The 17,458-nt window shown below is 32.6% G+C and carries 21 protein-coding genes; 13 read left to right on the top strand and 8 right to left on the bottom strand.

The window, feature by feature from the left end:
- Window positions 1-53: 53 nt before the first annotated feature.
- From COJ46_RS12195 to COJ46_RS12180, 4 genes are all read left to right on the top strand, one after another.
- Window positions 54-713: an amino acid ABC transporter permease gene (locus tag COJ46_RS12195; RefSeq protein ID WP_097974534.1), complete on the top strand. Its 660-nt coding sequence runs from the start codon at window positions 54-56 to the stop codon at window positions 711-713.
- The gene (locus COJ46_RS12190; protein WP_097974536.1) at window positions 706-1,428 is read left to right on the top strand and encodes an amino acid ABC transporter ATP-binding protein; all 723 of its coding nucleotides are present in this window, start codon (window positions 706-708) and stop codon (window positions 1,426-1,428) included. The genes COJ46_RS12195 and COJ46_RS12190 overlap by 8 nt, the downstream gene beginning before the upstream one ends.
- Before the next feature lie 335 nt (window positions 1,429-1,763).
- Window positions 1,764-2,108, top strand: a complete 345-nt coding sequence (locus tag COJ46_RS12185) for a DUF485 domain-containing protein (RefSeq protein ID WP_097974538.1) — start codon at window positions 1,764-1,766, stop codon at window positions 2,106-2,108.
- Window positions 2,105-3,655 carry a solute symporter family protein gene (locus COJ46_RS12180; RefSeq protein WP_097974540.1) on the top strand — a complete coding sequence of 517 codons (1,551 nt, stop codon included), beginning with the start codon at window positions 2,105-2,107 and terminating at the stop codon, window positions 3,653-3,655. The genes COJ46_RS12185 and COJ46_RS12180 overlap by 4 nt, the downstream gene beginning before the upstream one ends.
- 67 nt (window positions 3,656-3,722) lie before the next feature.
- Here COJ46_RS12180 and COJ46_RS12175 read toward each other — a convergent pair whose 3' ends face one another.
- The gene (locus COJ46_RS12175) at window positions 3,723-4,247 is read right to left on the bottom strand and encodes an acyl-CoA thioesterase (RefSeq protein ID WP_097974541.1); all 525 of its coding nucleotides are present in this window, start codon (window positions 4,245-4,247) and stop codon (window positions 3,723-3,725) included.
- Between the two features lie 148 nt (window positions 4,248-4,395).
- Between COJ46_RS12175 and COJ46_RS12170 the strand changes: the two genes are divergently transcribed.
- Both COJ46_RS12170 and COJ46_RS12165 read left to right on the top strand, forming a co-directional pair.
- The gene (locus COJ46_RS12170; protein WP_097974543.1) at window positions 4,396-5,355 is read left to right on the top strand and encodes an aromatic acid exporter family protein; all 960 of its coding nucleotides are present in this window, start codon (window positions 4,396-4,398) and stop codon (window positions 5,353-5,355) included.
- A gap of 13 nt (window positions 5,356-5,368) precedes the next feature.
- A complete protein-coding gene (locus tag COJ46_RS12165) occupies window positions 5,369-5,884 on the top strand; it encodes a L,D-transpeptidase (protein ID WP_097974545.1) in 516 nt (171 codons plus the stop codon).
- Window positions 5,885-5,954: 70 nt separating this feature from the next.
- Here the strand turns inward: COJ46_RS12165 and prli42 are convergent, their stop codons facing one another.
- Entirely contained in the window at window positions 5,955-6,047 is a 93-nt protein-coding gene (gene prli42 / locus COJ46_RS24485; RefSeq protein ID WP_156339731.1) for a stressosome-associated protein Prli42, read from the bottom strand.
- Between the two features lie 228 nt (window positions 6,048-6,275).
- A complete protein-coding gene (locus tag COJ46_RS12160; protein WP_098565973.1) occupies window positions 6,276-7,934 on the bottom strand; it encodes a M4 family metallopeptidase in 1,659 nt (552 codons plus the stop codon).
- A 443-nt stretch (window positions 7,935-8,377) separates the two neighbouring features.
- Between COJ46_RS12160 and mce the strand changes: the two genes are divergently transcribed.
- Genes mce through COJ46_RS12145 form a run of 3 tightly spaced genes read left to right on the top strand, consistent with a single transcriptional unit; the run spans window position 8,378 to window position 11,482 of the window.
- Window positions 8,378-8,797, top strand: coding sequence for a methylmalonyl-CoA epimerase (gene mce, locus COJ46_RS12155; protein WP_097974549.1), 420 nt, complete (start codon window positions 8,378-8,380; stop codon window positions 8,795-8,797).
- Window positions 8,784-10,325 (top strand): acyl-CoA carboxylase subunit beta, encoded by a 1,542-nt coding sequence (locus COJ46_RS12150; protein WP_097974550.1) that lies wholly within the window; start codon window positions 8,784-8,786, stop codon window positions 10,323-10,325. Before mce ends, COJ46_RS12150 begins: the two co-directional genes overlap by 14 nt.
- A 38-nt stretch (window positions 10,326-10,363) precedes the next feature.
- A complete protein-coding gene (locus COJ46_RS12145; protein WP_097974552.1) occupies window positions 10,364-11,482 on the top strand; it encodes a M20/M25/M40 family metallo-hydrolase in 1,119 nt (372 codons plus the stop codon).
- 468 nt (window positions 11,483-11,950) lie between these two features.
- On the opposite strand, the gene COJ46_RS12140 is transcribed toward COJ46_RS12145, so the two are convergent.
- Window positions 11,951-12,547: a DedA family protein gene (locus COJ46_RS12140; RefSeq protein ID WP_097974554.1), complete on the bottom strand. Its 597-nt coding sequence runs from the start codon at window positions 12,545-12,547 to the stop codon at window positions 11,951-11,953.
- Between the two features lie 195 nt (window positions 12,548-12,742).
- Here COJ46_RS12140 and COJ46_RS12135 point away from each other — a divergent pair, with 195 nt between their 5' ends.
- The 3 genes from COJ46_RS12135 to COJ46_RS12125 all read left to right on the top strand — a co-directional run bounded on the left by COJ46_RS12135 (window position 12,743) and on the right by COJ46_RS12125 (window position 15,165).
- Entirely contained in the window at window positions 12,743-13,450 is a 708-nt protein-coding gene (locus COJ46_RS12135) for an alpha/beta hydrolase family protein (RefSeq protein WP_097974556.1), read from the top strand.
- Window positions 13,443-13,637 carry a helix-hairpin-helix domain-containing protein gene (locus COJ46_RS12130; protein ID WP_097974558.1) on the top strand — a complete coding sequence of 65 codons (195 nt, stop codon included), beginning with the start codon at window positions 13,443-13,445 and terminating at the stop codon, window positions 13,635-13,637. Before COJ46_RS12135 ends, COJ46_RS12130 begins: the two co-directional genes overlap by 8 nt.
- A gap of 187 nt (window positions 13,638-13,824) precedes the next feature.
- Entirely contained in the window at window positions 13,825-15,165 is a 1,341-nt protein-coding gene (locus COJ46_RS12125) for a glycosyltransferase family 2 protein (protein ID WP_097974560.1), read from the top strand.
- Between the two features lie 66 nt (window positions 15,166-15,231).
- Here the strand turns inward: COJ46_RS12125 and COJ46_RS12120 are convergent, their stop codons facing one another.
- The gene (locus COJ46_RS12120) at window positions 15,232-15,516 is read right to left on the bottom strand and encodes a YiaA/YiaB family inner membrane protein (RefSeq protein WP_056475296.1); all 285 of its coding nucleotides are present in this window, start codon (window positions 15,514-15,516) and stop codon (window positions 15,232-15,234) included.
- A gap of 270 nt (window positions 15,517-15,786) precedes the next feature.
- Here COJ46_RS12120 and COJ46_RS24480 point away from each other — a divergent pair, with 270 nt between their 5' ends.
- On the top strand, window positions 15,787-15,951 hold the full coding sequence (locus COJ46_RS24480) for a hypothetical protein (protein WP_175403474.1): 165 nt from the start codon (window positions 15,787-15,789) through the stop codon (window positions 15,949-15,951).
- Between the two features lie 68 nt (window positions 15,952-16,019).
- Here COJ46_RS24480 and COJ46_RS12115 read toward each other — a convergent pair whose 3' ends face one another.
- From COJ46_RS12115 to COJ46_RS12105, 3 genes are all read right to left on the bottom strand, one after another.
- Window positions 16,020-16,418, bottom strand: a complete 399-nt coding sequence (locus COJ46_RS12115; protein ID WP_098565972.1) for a thiol-disulfide oxidoreductase DCC family protein — start codon at window positions 16,416-16,418, stop codon at window positions 16,020-16,022.
- Between the two features lie 17 nt (window positions 16,419-16,435).
- Window positions 16,436-16,813, bottom strand: coding sequence for a globin domain-containing protein (locus COJ46_RS12110; RefSeq protein ID WP_025672250.1), 378 nt, complete (start codon window positions 16,811-16,813; stop codon window positions 16,436-16,438).
- Window positions 16,814-16,936: 123 nt separating this feature from the next.
- Complete coding sequence (locus tag COJ46_RS12105) at window positions 16,937-17,455, bottom strand: VOC family protein (protein WP_098565971.1); 519 nt, start codon at window positions 17,453-17,455, stop codon at window positions 16,937-16,939.
- Window positions 17,456-17,458: the final 3 nt, after the last annotated feature.

The raw sequence follows: 17,458 nt of genomic DNA, 5'->3' as shown, positions 1-17,458 counted from the left end.
GTCGAATATAAACTTTGCAATTTAAAAGACAAATAGTAAAGGAGTACTACAATATGAACTTAGATTTTTCTCAAATTGTCCCTTCAATTCCATATATATTGGCTGGATTAAAATTAACACTATTAGTAGTTGTTTGTTCAATTTTATTAGGTCTTGTTTTAGCAATTTTACTTGCATTAATGAAAATTAGCCGTGCAAAATGGTTAGTTGTATTAGCTGATTTTTATACTTCAATTTTTCGTGGAACACCGATGGTTTTGCAATTAATGATTATTTATTATGGTTTACCACAATTAATTGGTTTCGATATCGAAAAGTTCCCCGCAGCGGTATTGGCTTTTGGTTTGAATTCAGGAGCTTATGTATCAGAGATCATCCGTGCAGGTATACTAGCAGTAGATAAAGGTCAACAAGAAGCTGCTTCAGCTTTAGGTATCCCTTACCGTAAAATGATGTCAAAAATTATTTTACCTCAAGCATTTAAAAATATTTTACCAGCTTTAATGAATGAGTTTATTACGTTAACGAAGGAATCAGCAATGGTAACAGTAATTGGTGCATCTGATTTAATGAGGAGAGCATTCTTAGTAGGTGGGGAAACTTACTCATTTATGGAACCACTTATTTTTGTAGCTGCAATCTATTACATTATCATTATGATCCTATCACTTCTAGGAAAATCTGTTGAAAGGAGAATGCGTACAAATGATTAGAATTACTAATTTAAATAAAAGCTTTGGAAATGTTCATGTATTAAAAGGAATCACAACTATAATTGAACAAGGGTCTGTAGTTGCTGTAATTGGCCCATCTGGTTCTGGTAAATCTACATTTTTGCGTTGTATGAATTTATTAGAAACTCCTTCAGATGGTGAAATTTGGATGGATGATATTGAAATTACAAATCCTAAAAGTAATATAATGAAAATTCGTGAAGAAGTAGGTATGGTATTCCAGCATTTTCATTTGTTCCCACATATGACAGTACTAGAAAATATTACGTATGCCCCGATTAATGTAAAAGGTATGAGTAAGGCTAAAGCAGAAGAAAATGCAAAGGCACTTCTTGAAAAAGTTGGACTTCTTGAAAAAGCAAACGTATATCCACCTAAACTTTCAGGTGGTCAGAAACAACGTGTAGCTATAGCAAGAGCACTTGCAATGGAACCTAAAGTAATGCTATTTGATGAACCAACATCAGCTTTAGATCCAGAGATGGTAAAAGAAGTACTTGAAGTAATGAAATCATTAGCTCATACTGGTATGACAATGGTCATCGTTACACATGAAATGGGTTTTGCAAAGGAAGTTGCAGATCGAATTCTATTCCTAGACGAAGGAAATCTAGTTGAGGATGCAACTCCAATCGAATTATTCACAAGACCAAAAACAAATCGTGCTAAGTTATTCCTTGAGAAAGTTTTATAAGTCATCACTTAAATGTGAAGAATCCCTACTTTTCATCTGAAAAGAGGGATTTTTTTATTGACAAAAAATTCATTGAATTACTTAAAAAATGTCTAAATCTGTTTTAGGTTTGTAAGTTAGCGTGTGTTTCTTGTATTTCAACTTCAGTTTGTACTCAAATTTTACAAAAAAAAATTTAATCATTAGAACTTGTTAATTCTTGTCTATCGAAAACATTTATTAAAGTGGATCAAAATGATATAAAATTATCTTAGTTTCTGAATATTCTTTCATTTTAATTGCAATAATATCTTCAAATTTTTCAAGAAATAAAAACTTGAAAGGAGAGTATGATGATGGAATTGGACAAAAATTCTAGTACGAGTATAACTCAAAGCAAATACTCGGAAGTGGCAAAATCTGATGAGTTTAAGCAGTTATTGAAAGCAAAAAGAAAGTTTATTCTACCAATGTCTTTATTCTTTTTTTGTTTTTACATTGCATTACCATTAATGACTTCTTATTCTAAAGCACTAAATACAAAAGCATTTGGGGAGGTAACATGGGCTTGGATTTTTGCATTTGCTCAATTTGTTATGACATGGGTATTATGTATGATTTACAGTAAGAAAGCTGAATCCTTTGACAAAATGGCTGATGGTGTATTGGAAAAGTTAAATAAAGGAGGGGAGGAAGTTTGAATACGACGGCATTTACATTATTTTTAATTATCGTACTAGGAACGCTAGTTATTACATATTTCGCTTCTAAAAAAACAAAAGATGCGAAAGATTTTTATACAGCAGGCGGTGGATTGACGGGATGGCAAAATGGATTTGCAATTGCAGGTGACTATATGTCAGCAGCATCCTTTTTAGGAATTGCAGGTGCGATCGCTTTAACTGGATTCGATGGATTTTTCTATAGCATCGGATTTTTAGTTGCATATTTAGTCGTTTTATATTTAGTAGCAGAGCCTTTACGAAATCTTGGAAAATACACGTTAGCAGATATGATTGCTGCGCGATTTGATCAAAGAAAAGTAAGAGGGGTAGCCGCGTTAAACACAATGACGATTTCAATCTTTTATATGATTGCACAACTAGTTGGTGCTGGTGCACTGATTAAATTATTACTTGGAATTGATTATACGACAGCTGTTTTAATAGTAGGTATATTAATGACTGTATATGTAATATTTGGAGGTATGAGGGCTACTAGTTGGGTTCAAATCGTAAAGGCAATCCTTCTAATGCTTGGAACATTAGTCATTTCAATCATCGTTTTTGCTAAATTTAATTTCAACATTAATGAAATGTTTAGTCAAATGAGAACGGCAACTCCTTTAAAGGACTCGTTTTTAAATCCAGGTGTAAAATACACAAATGGATTAGATACAATTTCATTAAATTTAGCACTTGTTCTTGGAACTGCCGGATTACCTCATATACTGGTCCGCTTCTTTACAGTGCGTGATGCGAAAACGGCACGAAAATCAGTCGTTTATGCAACTTGGTTAATCGGAGCATTTTACATCATGACCATTTTCCTTGGATTTGGGGCAGCTGCATTTGTTGGAAATTCTGAGATTATAAAAGCAAATCCAGCAGGAAATATGGCGGCGCCACTTTTAGCTGAAGTATTAGGTGGTAACTTTTTATTTGCCTTTGTTTCAGCTGTAGCATTTGCAACTATACTTGCAGTAGTAGCAGGGCTAGTATTAACTGCTGCATCTGCCTTTGCACATGATTTTTACAATGAAATCTTTAAACAAGGTAAAGCAACTGAAAAAGAGCAAGTTTCAATGGCTAGATATGCATCGATTGGAGTTGCTTTAATCTCAATCTTACTTGCAATATTTGCACAAACATTAAATGTTGCCTTTTTAGTATCCTTAGCATTTGCTGTTGCTGCAAGTGCGAACTTACCAGTCATACTCTTTACAATCTATTGGAAACGTTTTAATACGACTGGCGCAATTACTGGTATGTTAACTGGATTACTATCTGCAATCATACTAGTAGCGATAAGTCCAAATATTTGGAGTCCTATAGAAGGAAAAGCCATTTTTGTTGGAGATCCATTAATTAATTTAACGAATCCGGGGATTATATCGATTCCTTTAGGATTCATAGCTGCTTATTTAGGTACAATTCTATCAAGTAGGAAAGAAAATGAAGCTAAATTTGATGAAATTCTTGTGAAGTCTAATACTGGCCATGGGGTATCTGGTGTTTCTACGCATTAATCATAATTAGAAAAAAAGAAACTGAAGAAAATTTCTCAGTTTCTTTTTTATTTAGGAACAAATTAATTTACTCATCACTTTGTTTTAATTTTAAAGGTTTCGTAGAGATAATCGATTCAATGTTTTTACTAATTAGTTTATTATTTTTACGATTTTCGATTCTTACTTTTGCTATTTCAGCAAGTTCTCGTTCTTCTTCGGTTTCAAGAATGATCGTTGGAACTGGTACCGTTTTATTATCTTTCATTCCAACAAATGTTAAAAATGAAGCAGCTGCAACGCGGCGATTGCCTGTAATCAAGTTCTCTGCAATCGCTTTTACGAAGATTACCATAGATGAAGTTCCTGTAACGACGACAAAGGATTCATAAGAGATACAATCCTCTTCTGTAACAGGATGTAAGAAGTCTACATGGTCGATCGAAGCAGTTACACATTTCAATCTTGAATGTTTAGAAGCAGTAATTGAAGCAGTCATATCCATGTCAGCAAGAATTTTTCCACCAAATAATGTTTGGTGATTGTTTAGGTCAGTAGGGAAAACTCGAACAGTTAATGCTGAACGTGATTCATGGCAATATTTTGAACTCATAAATTCACACCTTTTATTAGAATAATGATATTTTTACCAATCTATTTTTTATTAAGCGTAATTATGAGATGAAATTTTCATTAGAAATATTAACCTATTCAATGAATCAAATATGACATAAAGTAAAACATAAATAATAGGTGATATTATGTTTAGAATTGGTTCAAGGATTGTTAAAACGGCGTTAGGGAGTGCGGTTGCAATTTTTATTGCACAATCGGTGGGAGTTCATTTTTACTCGTCTGCGGGAACATTAACAATATTATGTATACAAACTACTAAAAAGCGTTCATTAGATACAGCATTGAGAAGGTTTTCTGCATGCGTGCTGATCATCCTTTTTTGTATTTTTTTCTTTCATATTTTTGGTTATACACCTTTAGCGATTGGACTATTACTTTTATTTTTTATTCCAAGCTTAGTAAAGCTTAAAATTCAAGAGGGAGTCATTTCTAGTGCAGTGATCATGCTACATCTATATGGTCTAAAAAACATTACAGCTTCAATAATAGTAGATGAGTTAACTGTAATTGTAATAGGAATTGGTGTAGCTTTACTTTGTAATTTATATATGCCTAGTTTAGATGATCAAATAAAAAGCTTTAAAGTACAAATTGATTCTAAATTTTGTTTTATTTTTGAGAAGATTTCTATTTATTTAAAAGAACCAGCTAATAAATGTTTTTTAGAAGAATATGATGAAACAGTAAAATTGCTTCAAGAAGCAAAAAGAATTTCAAAATTAGAAATCGATAATCATTATTTTAAATCTTCGAATGATGAAGATTATGAGTACTTTCTATTAAGAGAGCGGCAACTAGAAATTATTCACCGTATTATTGAAGCGGTTTGTGACATTAAAGTAAGTAACGAACAATCACATATTTTATCCAAATTTTTTAATGATCTAAGCTTTTCAATAAACCCAATCATCAGTGGAGCTATATGTTTATATCAATTGGAAGAAATCTATCATATGTTTCGGGCGATGCCGTTACCACAAACATCTGATGATTTTGAAACTAGAGCATCGGTATTAACGATCATCAATGAAATGGAAAGTTTTTTGATTATGAAATCAAAGTTTAAGGGAAAATACGCTAAGTGAAATTAAAAAGGAGTTGCTTTATTTGCTTAAACTAGTTCTATCACTACTTTTAGTAATTGGTCCAGTATGGCCACTTGGACAAAATCCAAGGGTAGGCGAACCATTTATTATTATTAATAAAGAAGTAAATAATTTGGCATATATAGAAGATGGTAAAGTCCTAAGGATTTATCGAATTGCTACCGGAAAAACAGCAGATTTAACTCCTGAAGGTATTTTTAATATTACATATAAAGCCAAAAATCCATATTGGCGCAAAAAGAATATTCCAGGAGGAGATCCTAAAAATCCTCTAGGAACTAGATGGATTGGTTTTGACGCATTAGGTACTGATGGTTCGATTTATGGTATTCATGGAAATAATGACCCTTCAACAATTGGTAAATATGTATCAAATGGATGTGTAAGAATGTACACAAATGATGTGAATGAACTTTTTGATAAAATACCATATGGAACGAAAGTGTTAATCACAACATCAACAAGTTCATTTGAGCAATTAGCTCGTGAACAAGGTGCGATCAGATAATAAAGAGGATTCACCATCAAAATCTCAAGATCTTGATGATGAATCCTCTTATTCAATATTATTTGACCTTTTATAACATTGCAGCGATACCTGCAAGTAAAGTAGTAGCGAGCATTGAAATTAACATAATCATAACAACTACTTTTTGTGTTTTTTTTCTCATGTGATTACCACCTTATATTAAAGAATTACAATTTATTAATTTTTTATTAGAATCATACAAGTGTTGTCCTATTTTAGCATATGTCGGATATTTTTTATAGTCTAAGCCTTTTTTATAGTAATTCCCTTGCCTAATAAATACGCTGTCTTTTCCCAAAATAAAAAAGGGTCTCATAAGCATTTTTAGCTTACGAGACATCCCTTATTTACTCAAAATGTAATTAAAATTTTACTTAACTCCAACCGCATCAAATGCTTTATTTACAGTAGTTACTTCTGCGGAGCTTGCACCGTATGTGTCAGAAGCTGCTTGAACACACGCAGCACGTGCTTGACTGAAAGTAGAGGAAGCTGTTAAGTAAACAGTATTTGCACGATAGAAAATTTGAGCTAGTTTATCATTTCCGATTCCTGTAACAGACACGCCGTAAGCTGTTCCACCTTTAGCAATTAGGTAAGCAGCTTTATTAATAATACCGCTATTCGTATGAACTCCTCCATTGTCAGATGTTCCAGTGTAACGATTTGCATAGTTATCTGGATCTCCATATTTAGTTGGATCACTCATCGAACGAAGTGCATCACCAGCAATTTTTGGCGTATAAATATCTTCACCAATCAGGTAATCAGGATTTTTATTATTATAGAACTCTATTAAAGTACCAAAAATATCAGAAATTGCTTCGTTTAGTGCACCAGATTCATTCTGATAAGTTAAATTTGAGCTAGTTTCTGTTACAGCGTGAGTTAACTCATGTGCTACTACGTCAATACCACCTGATAATGGAATAAATGTTGTACCATCACCATCGCCATAAACCATTTGCGTACCGTTCCAAAACGCATTGTTGTAATTACGGCTATAATGGACACTCGATTTTAGTGCACCGCCTTTATTATCATATGAATTGCGTCCAAAAACATTTTTATAATAATCAAATGTTAATCCTGCAAAATAATGTGCATCAACTGCTGCCGCATCATAAGTGCTATTTAGAAGATTATCAGGACTTGTCCAAAGTGTACCAGCAAGACGTTGTTTGTTAGCCGCATCATAAGTGAAAATACCTGATCCTCGCAGTCTATCTTGTAAATAATAAGATGAACCCGATACAGTCATATTTAATGTTTTTGTATCACCAAGCACGCCAACTCCTGTTCCAGTTGTATTCGTACTACTTGTTGTTCCACCAGGTTTTGTAGGAGGGGCACTACTATCTGCTTCGTCTAAATTATTATAGCTATTTAATATTTTTCCAGTTGATGCATCAATGAAATAATTAAAGTTTCCTGGTTTAGGAGAAAGGAAGTTTAAGTTTACAAGGTAAGCGTAAGTAGCTTCATCACCATTTGTGTAAACTACTAGATTTGCTGTAGGGTCTTTTTCATAGATAGGAGTATAACCTAGGTCGGCTTCTGCAATTTTAATAGATTTGTAGGCATTTACTTTCTTTTCAGATTTCAATCCTTTTTTCGTATCTAGATTAGGTGCTACCGTACCAGAGAAAGCTGTTAGAACACCATCGTCTGCAACTAATGCTGTTTGAGTAGAGCCCCAAACAGGTACACCATTATATACTTGTTGTAGTCGAAGAGCGGTACCCAACATATCTTTATTGCTAGATTTAATGATGAATGATTCTTCTGAGGATTTCGAACCGAGTTTAAATTTATCTTTGTTAGCATTGACATAACCTAGTACAATGCTCTCAGGACTTTGAGTTGATGACTTTGTCAGCTGACCTGAAATAAATTCAGGTGATCCTACAGATTCATTGTACTTGTAGCTAGATAACACATTTTTTGGTGCAGCATATGTATTTGTTACTGAAAAACTACTTGCTGCTAATCCTAAAGATAACCCAACTGCTAAAACTTTTTTGTTCACGTAAATTCCTCCCTAGTTAACAAATAGTGATAACGAGGTAATATTATCATGTAATCTAGTAGGTTTACAAACTACAAAAACTGCAATAATTGCACTTTTTTTGGGGAAAATAAGCCTTTTATATCGAGTCTAAATAACAATTCGGTTGATAAGTAGTCAGATTGTTTTATGAAAAGAGAAAAGTGAGGGGAATGCCGTCGAACTTTTTTTAATTGCTTGTAGTTTTGGTGTTTAGCTTAATTGTACTCAGATTCAAAATCATAGCTTCATTTTCATTGTTATCTCTTAAAATACGGTTGTATACTGCTACGGTTTTTAATCATGTTTGTCCACTTTCTTGAATATTGTTTAAATAATAGCTATGTACTTTTGAACAGATTACAGTACATGAAAAATCTCATATGCTTCTAATAAAAGCGTTGAATTGAAGGAGAGGGAAAAAAATGTTTACAAATATAGATCATATGGCAATCTGTGTAAAAAATTTAAACGATAGTATTAAAAAGTATGAGGGTGATTTAGGCTTATCATACTCATATCGAGAAATAGATGAAGACCAAGGTGTAGAAGTCGCATTTTTTAAAACAAATAAAATTAACATCGAATTAATCCAACCACTTACATCAACGAATCCTGTACATAAATATATTGAAAAAAAAGGTGAAGGATTGCATCATATTGCTTTTCAAGTAGATGACATCGAAAAATCACTATTAGAACTAAAAAAACGCCAATTCAATTTAATCCATCATTCACCGCGTAATGGGAGTGAGGGGTCAAAAGTTGCCTTTATCCACCCTAAACAATTTGGAGTATTAATCGAAATTGTTCAAAAAAGGGGGGAGTTTAGTGAGCAAGTATGATGATCTTTATAAACTATATGAAAAGAAATCTGAAATAGAGCAAGGTGGAGGATTTGAACGGATTGAGAAACAACATGAACGTGGAAAGTTTACAGCACGAGAAAGAATAGACATGCTTTTAGATGAAGGGAGTTTTGTTGAGTTATTTAGTTTTGTCGAGCATCGTTGTTCAGATTTTGGAATGGATGAACAAAATGGTGCATGTGATGGAGTTGTCACAGGTTATGGCAAAATTAACGATCGAACGGTATTTGTTTTTTCGCAAGATTTTACTGTGTTCGGCGGTGCTTTAGGTGAAATGCATGCGAAAAAAATAAGTCAATTAATGGACATGGCAGTACAGTGTAAAGCTCCGATTATTGGATTAAATGATTCAGGTGGTGCTAGAATCCAAGAAGGTGTCCTTTCTTTAGATGGTTATGGACATGTTTTTTATCGTAATACGATTTATTCAGGGGTTGTACCACAAATTTCAGTTATTATGGGGCCTTGTGCAGGTGGTGCAGTCTATTCTCCAGCAATTACTGACTTCGTTATCATGGTTAATGGAACTAGCCAAATGTTTATTACTGGACCTAAGGTAATCGAAAGTGTAACAGGTGAGAAAATCTCTGCAGAGGATTTAGGTGGAGCTAAAGTCCATAATGAGATAAGTGGAAATGCTCATTTTCAAGCTGAGTCGGAAGAAGAAGCCCTTAAGGTCGTTAGAAATTTAATAGAGTATTTACCGGCTCATTGGGAAGAAAAAGCACCTACTAAAATGAAAATTGAAAAAGATCTTGATGATTTAATGGAGCTAATTCCTGATGAAAGTAGTCGACCTTATGATGTTAAAAAAATAATAGAAATGATTGTAGATGATGATTCCTTTTTTGAGGTTCAAAAAGATTTCGCTAAAAATTTAGTTGTAGGTTTTGCTAGATTAAATGGTGAAGTAGTAGGTCTCGTTTGTAATCAACCTAAATTTATGGCTGGAGGATTAGATTTACATTCAGCTGATAAAGGGGCAAGATTTATTCGTTTTTGTGATAGTTTTAATATACCAATCATCACTTTTGTTGATGTGACAGGGTTTTTCCCTGGTGTAAAACAGGAGCATGGAGGTATAATAAGGCATGGTGCTAAGCTTTTATATGCGTATTCTGAGGCAACAGTTCCTAAAGTTACAGTCATTACGAGAAAAGCATTTGGTGGAGCATACGTTGCATTAAATAGTAAATCAATTGGAGCAGATTTAGTATTTGCCTGGCCAAACGCTGAAATCGCTGTAATGGGTGCTGCAGGTGCTGTAAATATTTTATACGGAAAAGAAATCTCTCAAAGTAATCGACCAGATGAGTTAAGATCAGAATGGATGGATCAATATAAAGAGAAATTTTCTAATCCCTATGTTGCTGCAAAATACGGTCTAGTTGATGATGTTATTGATCCAAGGTTGACTAGAAAAAAGCTTATTCAATCTTTAGAAGTATTAAAAAACAAAAATGAAAAGCGCCCAGCAAAAAAACATGGTAATATACCTTTGTAGACATTTTTTTACATATACAATTTGGAGGCATGACACAAATGATTAATGAACAACGTATAGTCGAAGAATTTTTAGAATTAGTACAAGTAGACTCTGAAACTAAGTTTGAAGCTGAAATTGCAAAGGTTTTAAAACAAAAATTAGAAGCTCTTGGAATGAATGTTTTTGAAGACGACACGATGGGTGTTACAGGTCACGGTGCTGGAAATATTGTTGCTACAATTCCTGCTACTAAAGAAGGCGTTGACGGTATTTTCTTCTCTTGTCATATGGATACAGTAACTCCAGGTAAAGGAATCAAGCCATCAATCAAAGATGGATATATCGTTACTGACGGAACTACAATTCTAGGTGCAGATGATAAAGCGGGTATCGCAGCATTTTTAGAAGCTGTTAAAATCATTAAAGAACAAAATATTGAGCATGGTGAAATCCAATTCATTATCTCAGTTGGTGAAGAATCTGGATTACATGGTGCTAAAGCAATGGATCCTAAATTAATCACAACTAAATTTGGATATGCATTAGATAGCGATGAAGAAGTAGGTAACATTATCGTAGCAGCTCCAACTCAAGCTAAAGTAATTGCGACTATTTTTGGTAAAACAGCACATGCAGGTGTTGCACCTGAAAAAGGCGTTTCAGCGATTACGATTGCTTCAAAAGCAATTGCAAGAATGCCACTTGGTCGAATCGACGAAGAAACTACTGCTAATATCGGACGTTTCGAAGGTGGAAGTGCAACAAATATCGTATGCGATCAAGTGAATATTTTAGCTGAAGCTCGTTCATTAATCGGTGAAAAAATGGAAGCTCAAGTAGCTAAAATGAAAGCTGCTTTTGAAGAAGCAGCTACTGAAATGGGTGGACGTGCTGAAGTAGAAGTTCAAATTATGTACCCAGGATTTAAATTTGGTGAAGGAGACCACGTTGTTGAAGTTGCAAAACGTGCAGCAGAAAAAATTGGACGTACTCCTGCATTACAACAAAGTGGTGGAGGATCTGACGCGAACGTATTCGCAGGTCACGGTTTCCCAATTGTAAACTTAGCAATCGGTTATGAAGAAATCCACACTACAAATGAAAGAATGCCAATTAAAGAGTTAGTAAAAACTGCTGAAATGGTCATTGCAATTGTAGAAGAAGTTGCTAAATAATTAAGTAAAAAAAGGGTTGTCCTATCTATCAGATTAACTGATAAATAGGCGCCCTCTTTTTGTTTTTAAAAATAATAAAAGAACGTACTTACGTGTAATGAGAAGGGTATCTCAAGGGCTCAATTTATTTTTACATGAAATGCTCGTTGTTTTTATAGTGGATTAGAAGCTTTTTATCAAGTTTTTAATCGATTTAGAGTATATTTGCTAGTTTTCTATTTGAAAGGATCAATTATTATACGATTTTTAGCTATTTTAGCTATAATACCTTAGCGGGTATGGGTAATTTTTAATTTTAATTGTGATTCCTTGGAATTTAATTGCAGTTTTCCTAATTTTAATTGCGATTTTCAGAATTTAATTGCAGGCTAATATTCAAGGATAATTGACACACTCATTTTCCAACAAAAAAAAGACGAAACACACTGTCTCGCCTTTTTTTATAGTTAATAAGTCTAAAACCTAACTCTAATTTGTAGTTAATCGTTTTCTATATAGGAAAAAGAATACGATCGCAAGCAATAAGGCAGTTGGAAATATGACTAAACTATACTTTGCAAAAATAGACGCCACTTTATCCCATTCTTCACCAAAAATTTTACCTAATGTTATAAAAGTGAATCCCCAAAGAATTGCTCCAATAAATGCAAAAGTTGCAAATTTTTTATAAGAATATTTATTAATGGCAGCAAAATAAGCAGTTAAATGCCTGATTCCGGGTATGAAAAATCCTATTATAAGAATATATGGTCCAAATTTTGTAAATAAGCTTTTTGTCATTTCAATTTTTTTCTCTGTAATATGAACTTTTGGTCCATATTTATTAAGTAAAGGTAAACCAAATATGTATCCAAGTAAATAACTTAATGAGATTCCACAAATGATTCCAATAATCGCACAAGCTATAGAAGGTAAATATGATAATCTACCTAGAAATACATTATAACCTATGTATACTAAAAGAATTTCATCTGGTAGTGGTAATCCAATAATGCCTCCAATTAATGCTAAAATGATGCCTAAATAACCATAGTGACTAATTATTAAGTTTAAATGTTGAACCATTGATCATACACATCCTCGTTTTTTTCCGCGTGAAGTAAATAGGCAAAAATTTATTTTAAAGATAATATCATTGTATACAAACAAAAGTATTTTATAGCATTTTTTTAAATATGGCAATTCAAAATTCAAATAATTTTGTTATTATTAGAATGATTTAATATTACGATAGAAAATAAAGAAATTTAGGTGGGAAAAATGATTAATTATTATGAAATAACCCCAAATATATTTAGTAGGAAAGAAACTATCATCATGTTTCATGGTTGGGGTTCAACGATTGAATCACAAATACAACTTGGTAAAGAACTATCTGAATTAGGATATAAAGTTGTTATTCCCGAAATTAAATATCATGATTCGAGACAGGCTCTGAATAACCATTTCGATCAAGAGATTTTACAAACATATTTTTGGAAAACGATATTTGAAACAATTGATGAAGAAGATGAAATGATAGATCAACTTTGTTTAAAAAAAGAAAATACAATTCTGTTAGGTAGTTCGATGGGTGGTTTTATTGCAAGTGGAATGTTTTTTTCAAATAACAGTTATGCCGGATTAATTAATATTAATGGATCAAGTTCTTATATTTATTCTGAGAAGGATTTTCGTAAAAAAGATAGAAGAGAACCATTAAATGAAAGTGAATTGGAAACGTTTGTAAAATATGATCCTAAATATAAAGATAGTACGATAAGAAAGCCTGTTTTATTCTTACACGGCGAACAGGATTTAGTTATTCCAATTGGTGGACAACTCGATTTTTTAACAACAAAACATCATTTTTATATAGATTTTCTTAAATATAAGGATGTAAATCATACGATCACAGGTAGTATGAAAAACGACATCATCAATTGGCTTGATAAAAATTTTAAAAAGGAGGAGATTTTTTATGAGTGAAAATTCACTACCAAATGGATTAGCTAAACCTGCTATTAGAGCATTAACTTCAGCAGGTTACTTACAATTGGAGCAATTCACACAATTAAGTGAAGCGGAAGTGTTAAAATTACATGGGATGGGACCTAAGGCAATTATGACCATTAAAAATGCATTGGAAGAGAAAGGATTAGCTTTTAAGAAATAATATTGGCTAGATCAAGAACTGATAGAATTTCAGTTCTTTTTTATTTTGTCATTATTAAGTAATAAAATAAAGGTGTTATAAAATCGTTGATTAATACCTTTTTACCAAAAGTTGCTAGGATATTATTAAAAGTTATAGTGATATAATGAACTTTATCGTTAAAATTTCATAAAAAGGAGGAAGGCTATTGGAACCTAACTTGTCTCCTATACAAAAAAAAGGAAACCGATATTATTTAACAGTAAATAAGAAATTTTGGTTTAGCCATTTTATTTCATTTTCTTGGTTACTTTTTTCAATTTATTTATCAATTCCTTGGGTAAAGGATTTATCTGACGTTGTTACTACGCCAGTAGCAATCATTATAATAGGGGGTATTGCCTACATACCTGGCTATATGAGCACTTTTTTGGTCATAAGTTTACTACTCGATAAACAACCGAATTTTAAAAATGAATTTCCAAATGATTCGGTAACTGTATTAGTGGCTGCTTATAATGAAGAAGGCGCTATTTTTAATACGTTAAAATATATTTCAGATCAAGATTATACTGGTAAAATAAACATTATTGTTATTAATAATAATTCAACTGATGGTACAGATCGTGAAGTAAAGAGGGCGAAAAAAGAGTTAAGTTCAAATATTACTTTATTACATCAACCAAAACCAGGTAAGTTTCATGCACTTAATTTAGGCTTGGAGTATGTAAAAACACCATATGTCATTACATTAGATGCAGATACTTTAATTCATCCTTCTGCAGTAAGATACTTAGTTTCAAGAATAAAAAGTAGTCCTTCTGATGTTAGTGCTGTTGCTGGCTCAATGTTAGTTCGTAATAGTCGTGAAACATTTTGGACTAAGATTCAAGAGTGGGACTACTTCTTAGGAATTGCTTCCATAAAAAGACTTCAGGGATTATATCAAGGAACTCTTGTTGCACAAGGGGCGTTTAGTTTATATAAAACTGATTGTGTAAAGGAAGTTAATGGTTGGCCAGATGCAATTGGAGAAGATATCGTTTTAACATGGAGACTTTTACAAAAGCAATGGAAGGTATACTTCGAACCATTAGCAGTAGCATTTACTGATGCACCTACAACCTTTGGTCATTTTGCTAAACAAAGATCAAGATGGGCACGAGGTATGGTTGAAGGACTAATTGAAATAAAACCGTGGCAACAACCACAAGTTTATACGAAATATTTAACTGGTATTAATCTCATGATGATTTACTTAGATCTTATTTACACTTTATGTTGGATTCCTGGACTGATTTTAGCGTTTTTTGGAATCAACATTATTGTTGGTCCAATGACTTTATTAGTTCTCCCATTAACATTTATTAGCTATTCAATCCTTTATTTTTACCAGAAAAACTATGTTTTCCGTAATTTGAATTTAAGAATAAGAAATAATCGTATAGGATTTCTATTCTTTCTATTATGCTATCAAATGATTATGTCGCCAGTTTCACTTTATGGCTATATTCAAGAATTCTTTAAATTAAAACGAGTTTGGGAATAAAAACTTTATAATCAAAAGTAAGGGGATCACAAAAGTAAATGTACTTTTTGTGATCCCCTTTTTTTTTTATAAATTAGTTGTTTCTTTCTTTGTTGAACTATCTAGTTTCATCTTTAATTGAACTTCTTGCTCAGCGATAATATCATCATCTTCGGCATTATCACGAACAACCTTTTGGGTTAAAATTGAGCCTACTGCTACTAATAGCATAACTGCAATATAATAACCTTTTTCGTTTAATTCCATATCTGCATTGTAAAGTCCGATACAAAACAAAAATACCCCTGCAACTAATGTAAAGTAAGCTAAAACAGTAAATGCTGGTGTGTTCCTACGTCTGTGCTTCTGCAAATTTAATCACGCTCCGGCTAAGATTTTTCTTAATTGTTTGACGTTAAAAATGCAATTAAGAAGGAATATATGATTTCAAAAAAATTCTTAACGTCTAATATTATTATATAAAATTTGTAATTGAATAGTAATAAAATTCTAATAAATTAGTAAGTTAGAAAATATTACTGGAATTTTTTAGGAAAAAGCTAAATAAAAAATAGAGAAATACAAAAAGATATCTATCCACAAATAGATAGGAAATATTTATTTGGAGAGGATGGTCAGATTTTGAGTAATAGAGGTGCCGGTATTGGAGGAATCGTGTTTGTAGGCTGTATGTTTCTAGGCGGAGGAATCGGAAGTTTATTACATGAACCACATTCTGGTTGGCTAATTGGAATGGGTGTTGGATTTTTAGGGCTCGCTTTAACAAGATTTCTTATAAAAAGTTAATTCGGGAACTAAAAAAGAACCACAAGGGGAAATGATAACCTTGTGGTTCTTTCAATTGAAGAGGACTTTTATAAATAAAATCGATCCCTAATTTCTTTTGATGGAAACATACACGATTCGTTTTTTCCAAAGAATTTAAAACGATTTCTTGCGATCAGTCTATATAAATAGTCACGTATTATTGCTGGGATTATGATAAAGGCATAGAAAAATTTTGGCCAGCCTTCTAAATTTTTTGCAATAGAAAGTGCAGCTGAAGATTCAATTTTTATTTTTCCATTTTGAACAAGAATAATTGAATCAATTGAACCAAGTTCAGGGTGATCCTTCTTAAGCTTTTCGCCAAATGTGGATTGTAGTGCGGCAAAATGAAAATAACCTTTTTGGTCATGTTTAATTATCAATTGAACAGCTCCATTGCATAAAATACATTCACCATCAAATAAAATAACTGGCCTCTCGCTCATAATTTATCCCCTAAAGATTATTCTTGGTTCACCATATGGTAAGCAACATTTCTTAAATGTTGTAATAATGGCTCTTTAATTTCTTCATCTAAATCGACATCATCCATCGCTTTTCCCATGCAATCCAACCAGTCATGAGCTAATTCAATTGTAATTGGAAAAGGCAAATGACGCGCGCGCATTCTTGGATGACCGCGTTCCATACTATAATATTGTGGTCCACCTAAAAACTGTGTTAAAAATAGTTTTTGTTTACGTGCTGTTTCCTCCCAGTCACCTGGAAATATTGGTGAAAGTCTCTCATGTTTTGAAACATAAGAATAAAAAGTATCCACTAGCTCTTCTAATTTTTCTTTCCCTATATAATCATACATTGATTGATTTTCGTTACTCAAAAGAAAATACCTCCATTAATTTCAAAAAATACAATTTAGATAGGTTTATTTTATCTCTTTTTGGACTTTATGAGAAGTAAATAGGAATCTTAGGGGAATGTATTTATTATTAAAACCCCTATTCTAATTAGAAGAGGGGTTTCCTTCATAAGCTTCAATTAAGTTGTTTATATTGATTTTATTCTTAGTTTGTAGAACAGCTTTCATTACTCGTTCAGATTTTTCTAGATTAGAGTCATTTAATAGTTGAGGTAAAATGGTCGGAACAATTTGCCATGAGACACCAAATTGATCTTTTAACCAACCACATGCTTGCGCATTTTTATCTCCATCCTTTGATAATTTTTCCCAATAATAATCTATTTCTTCTTGGGAGTCACAATGAACGATGAATGAAATTGCTTCTGTAAATTTAATGTGTGGTCCACCGTTTAACGCAACAAAATCTAGCCCTTCTAAGCTAAATTGGATCGTCATAACAGCTCCTTCTTGCATACTGTTTGGGTCATGTCTTTCTTTTCCAAAACGTGTGATTGTTTCAATTTTTGAATTCTTAAATATAGAAGTGTAGTAATTTACGGCTTCTTCGGCTTGGGTATCAAACCATAAATTCGTTGATATTTTTTGAATTTCACTTTGCATAGC

Source organism: Bacillus sp. AFS077874 (assembly GCF_002566505.1).
Classification (GTDB): Bacteria; Bacillota; Bacilli; order Bacillales; family Bacillaceae_G; genus Gottfriedia.
This window is presented reverse-complemented; position numbering and strand designations above follow the sequence as displayed.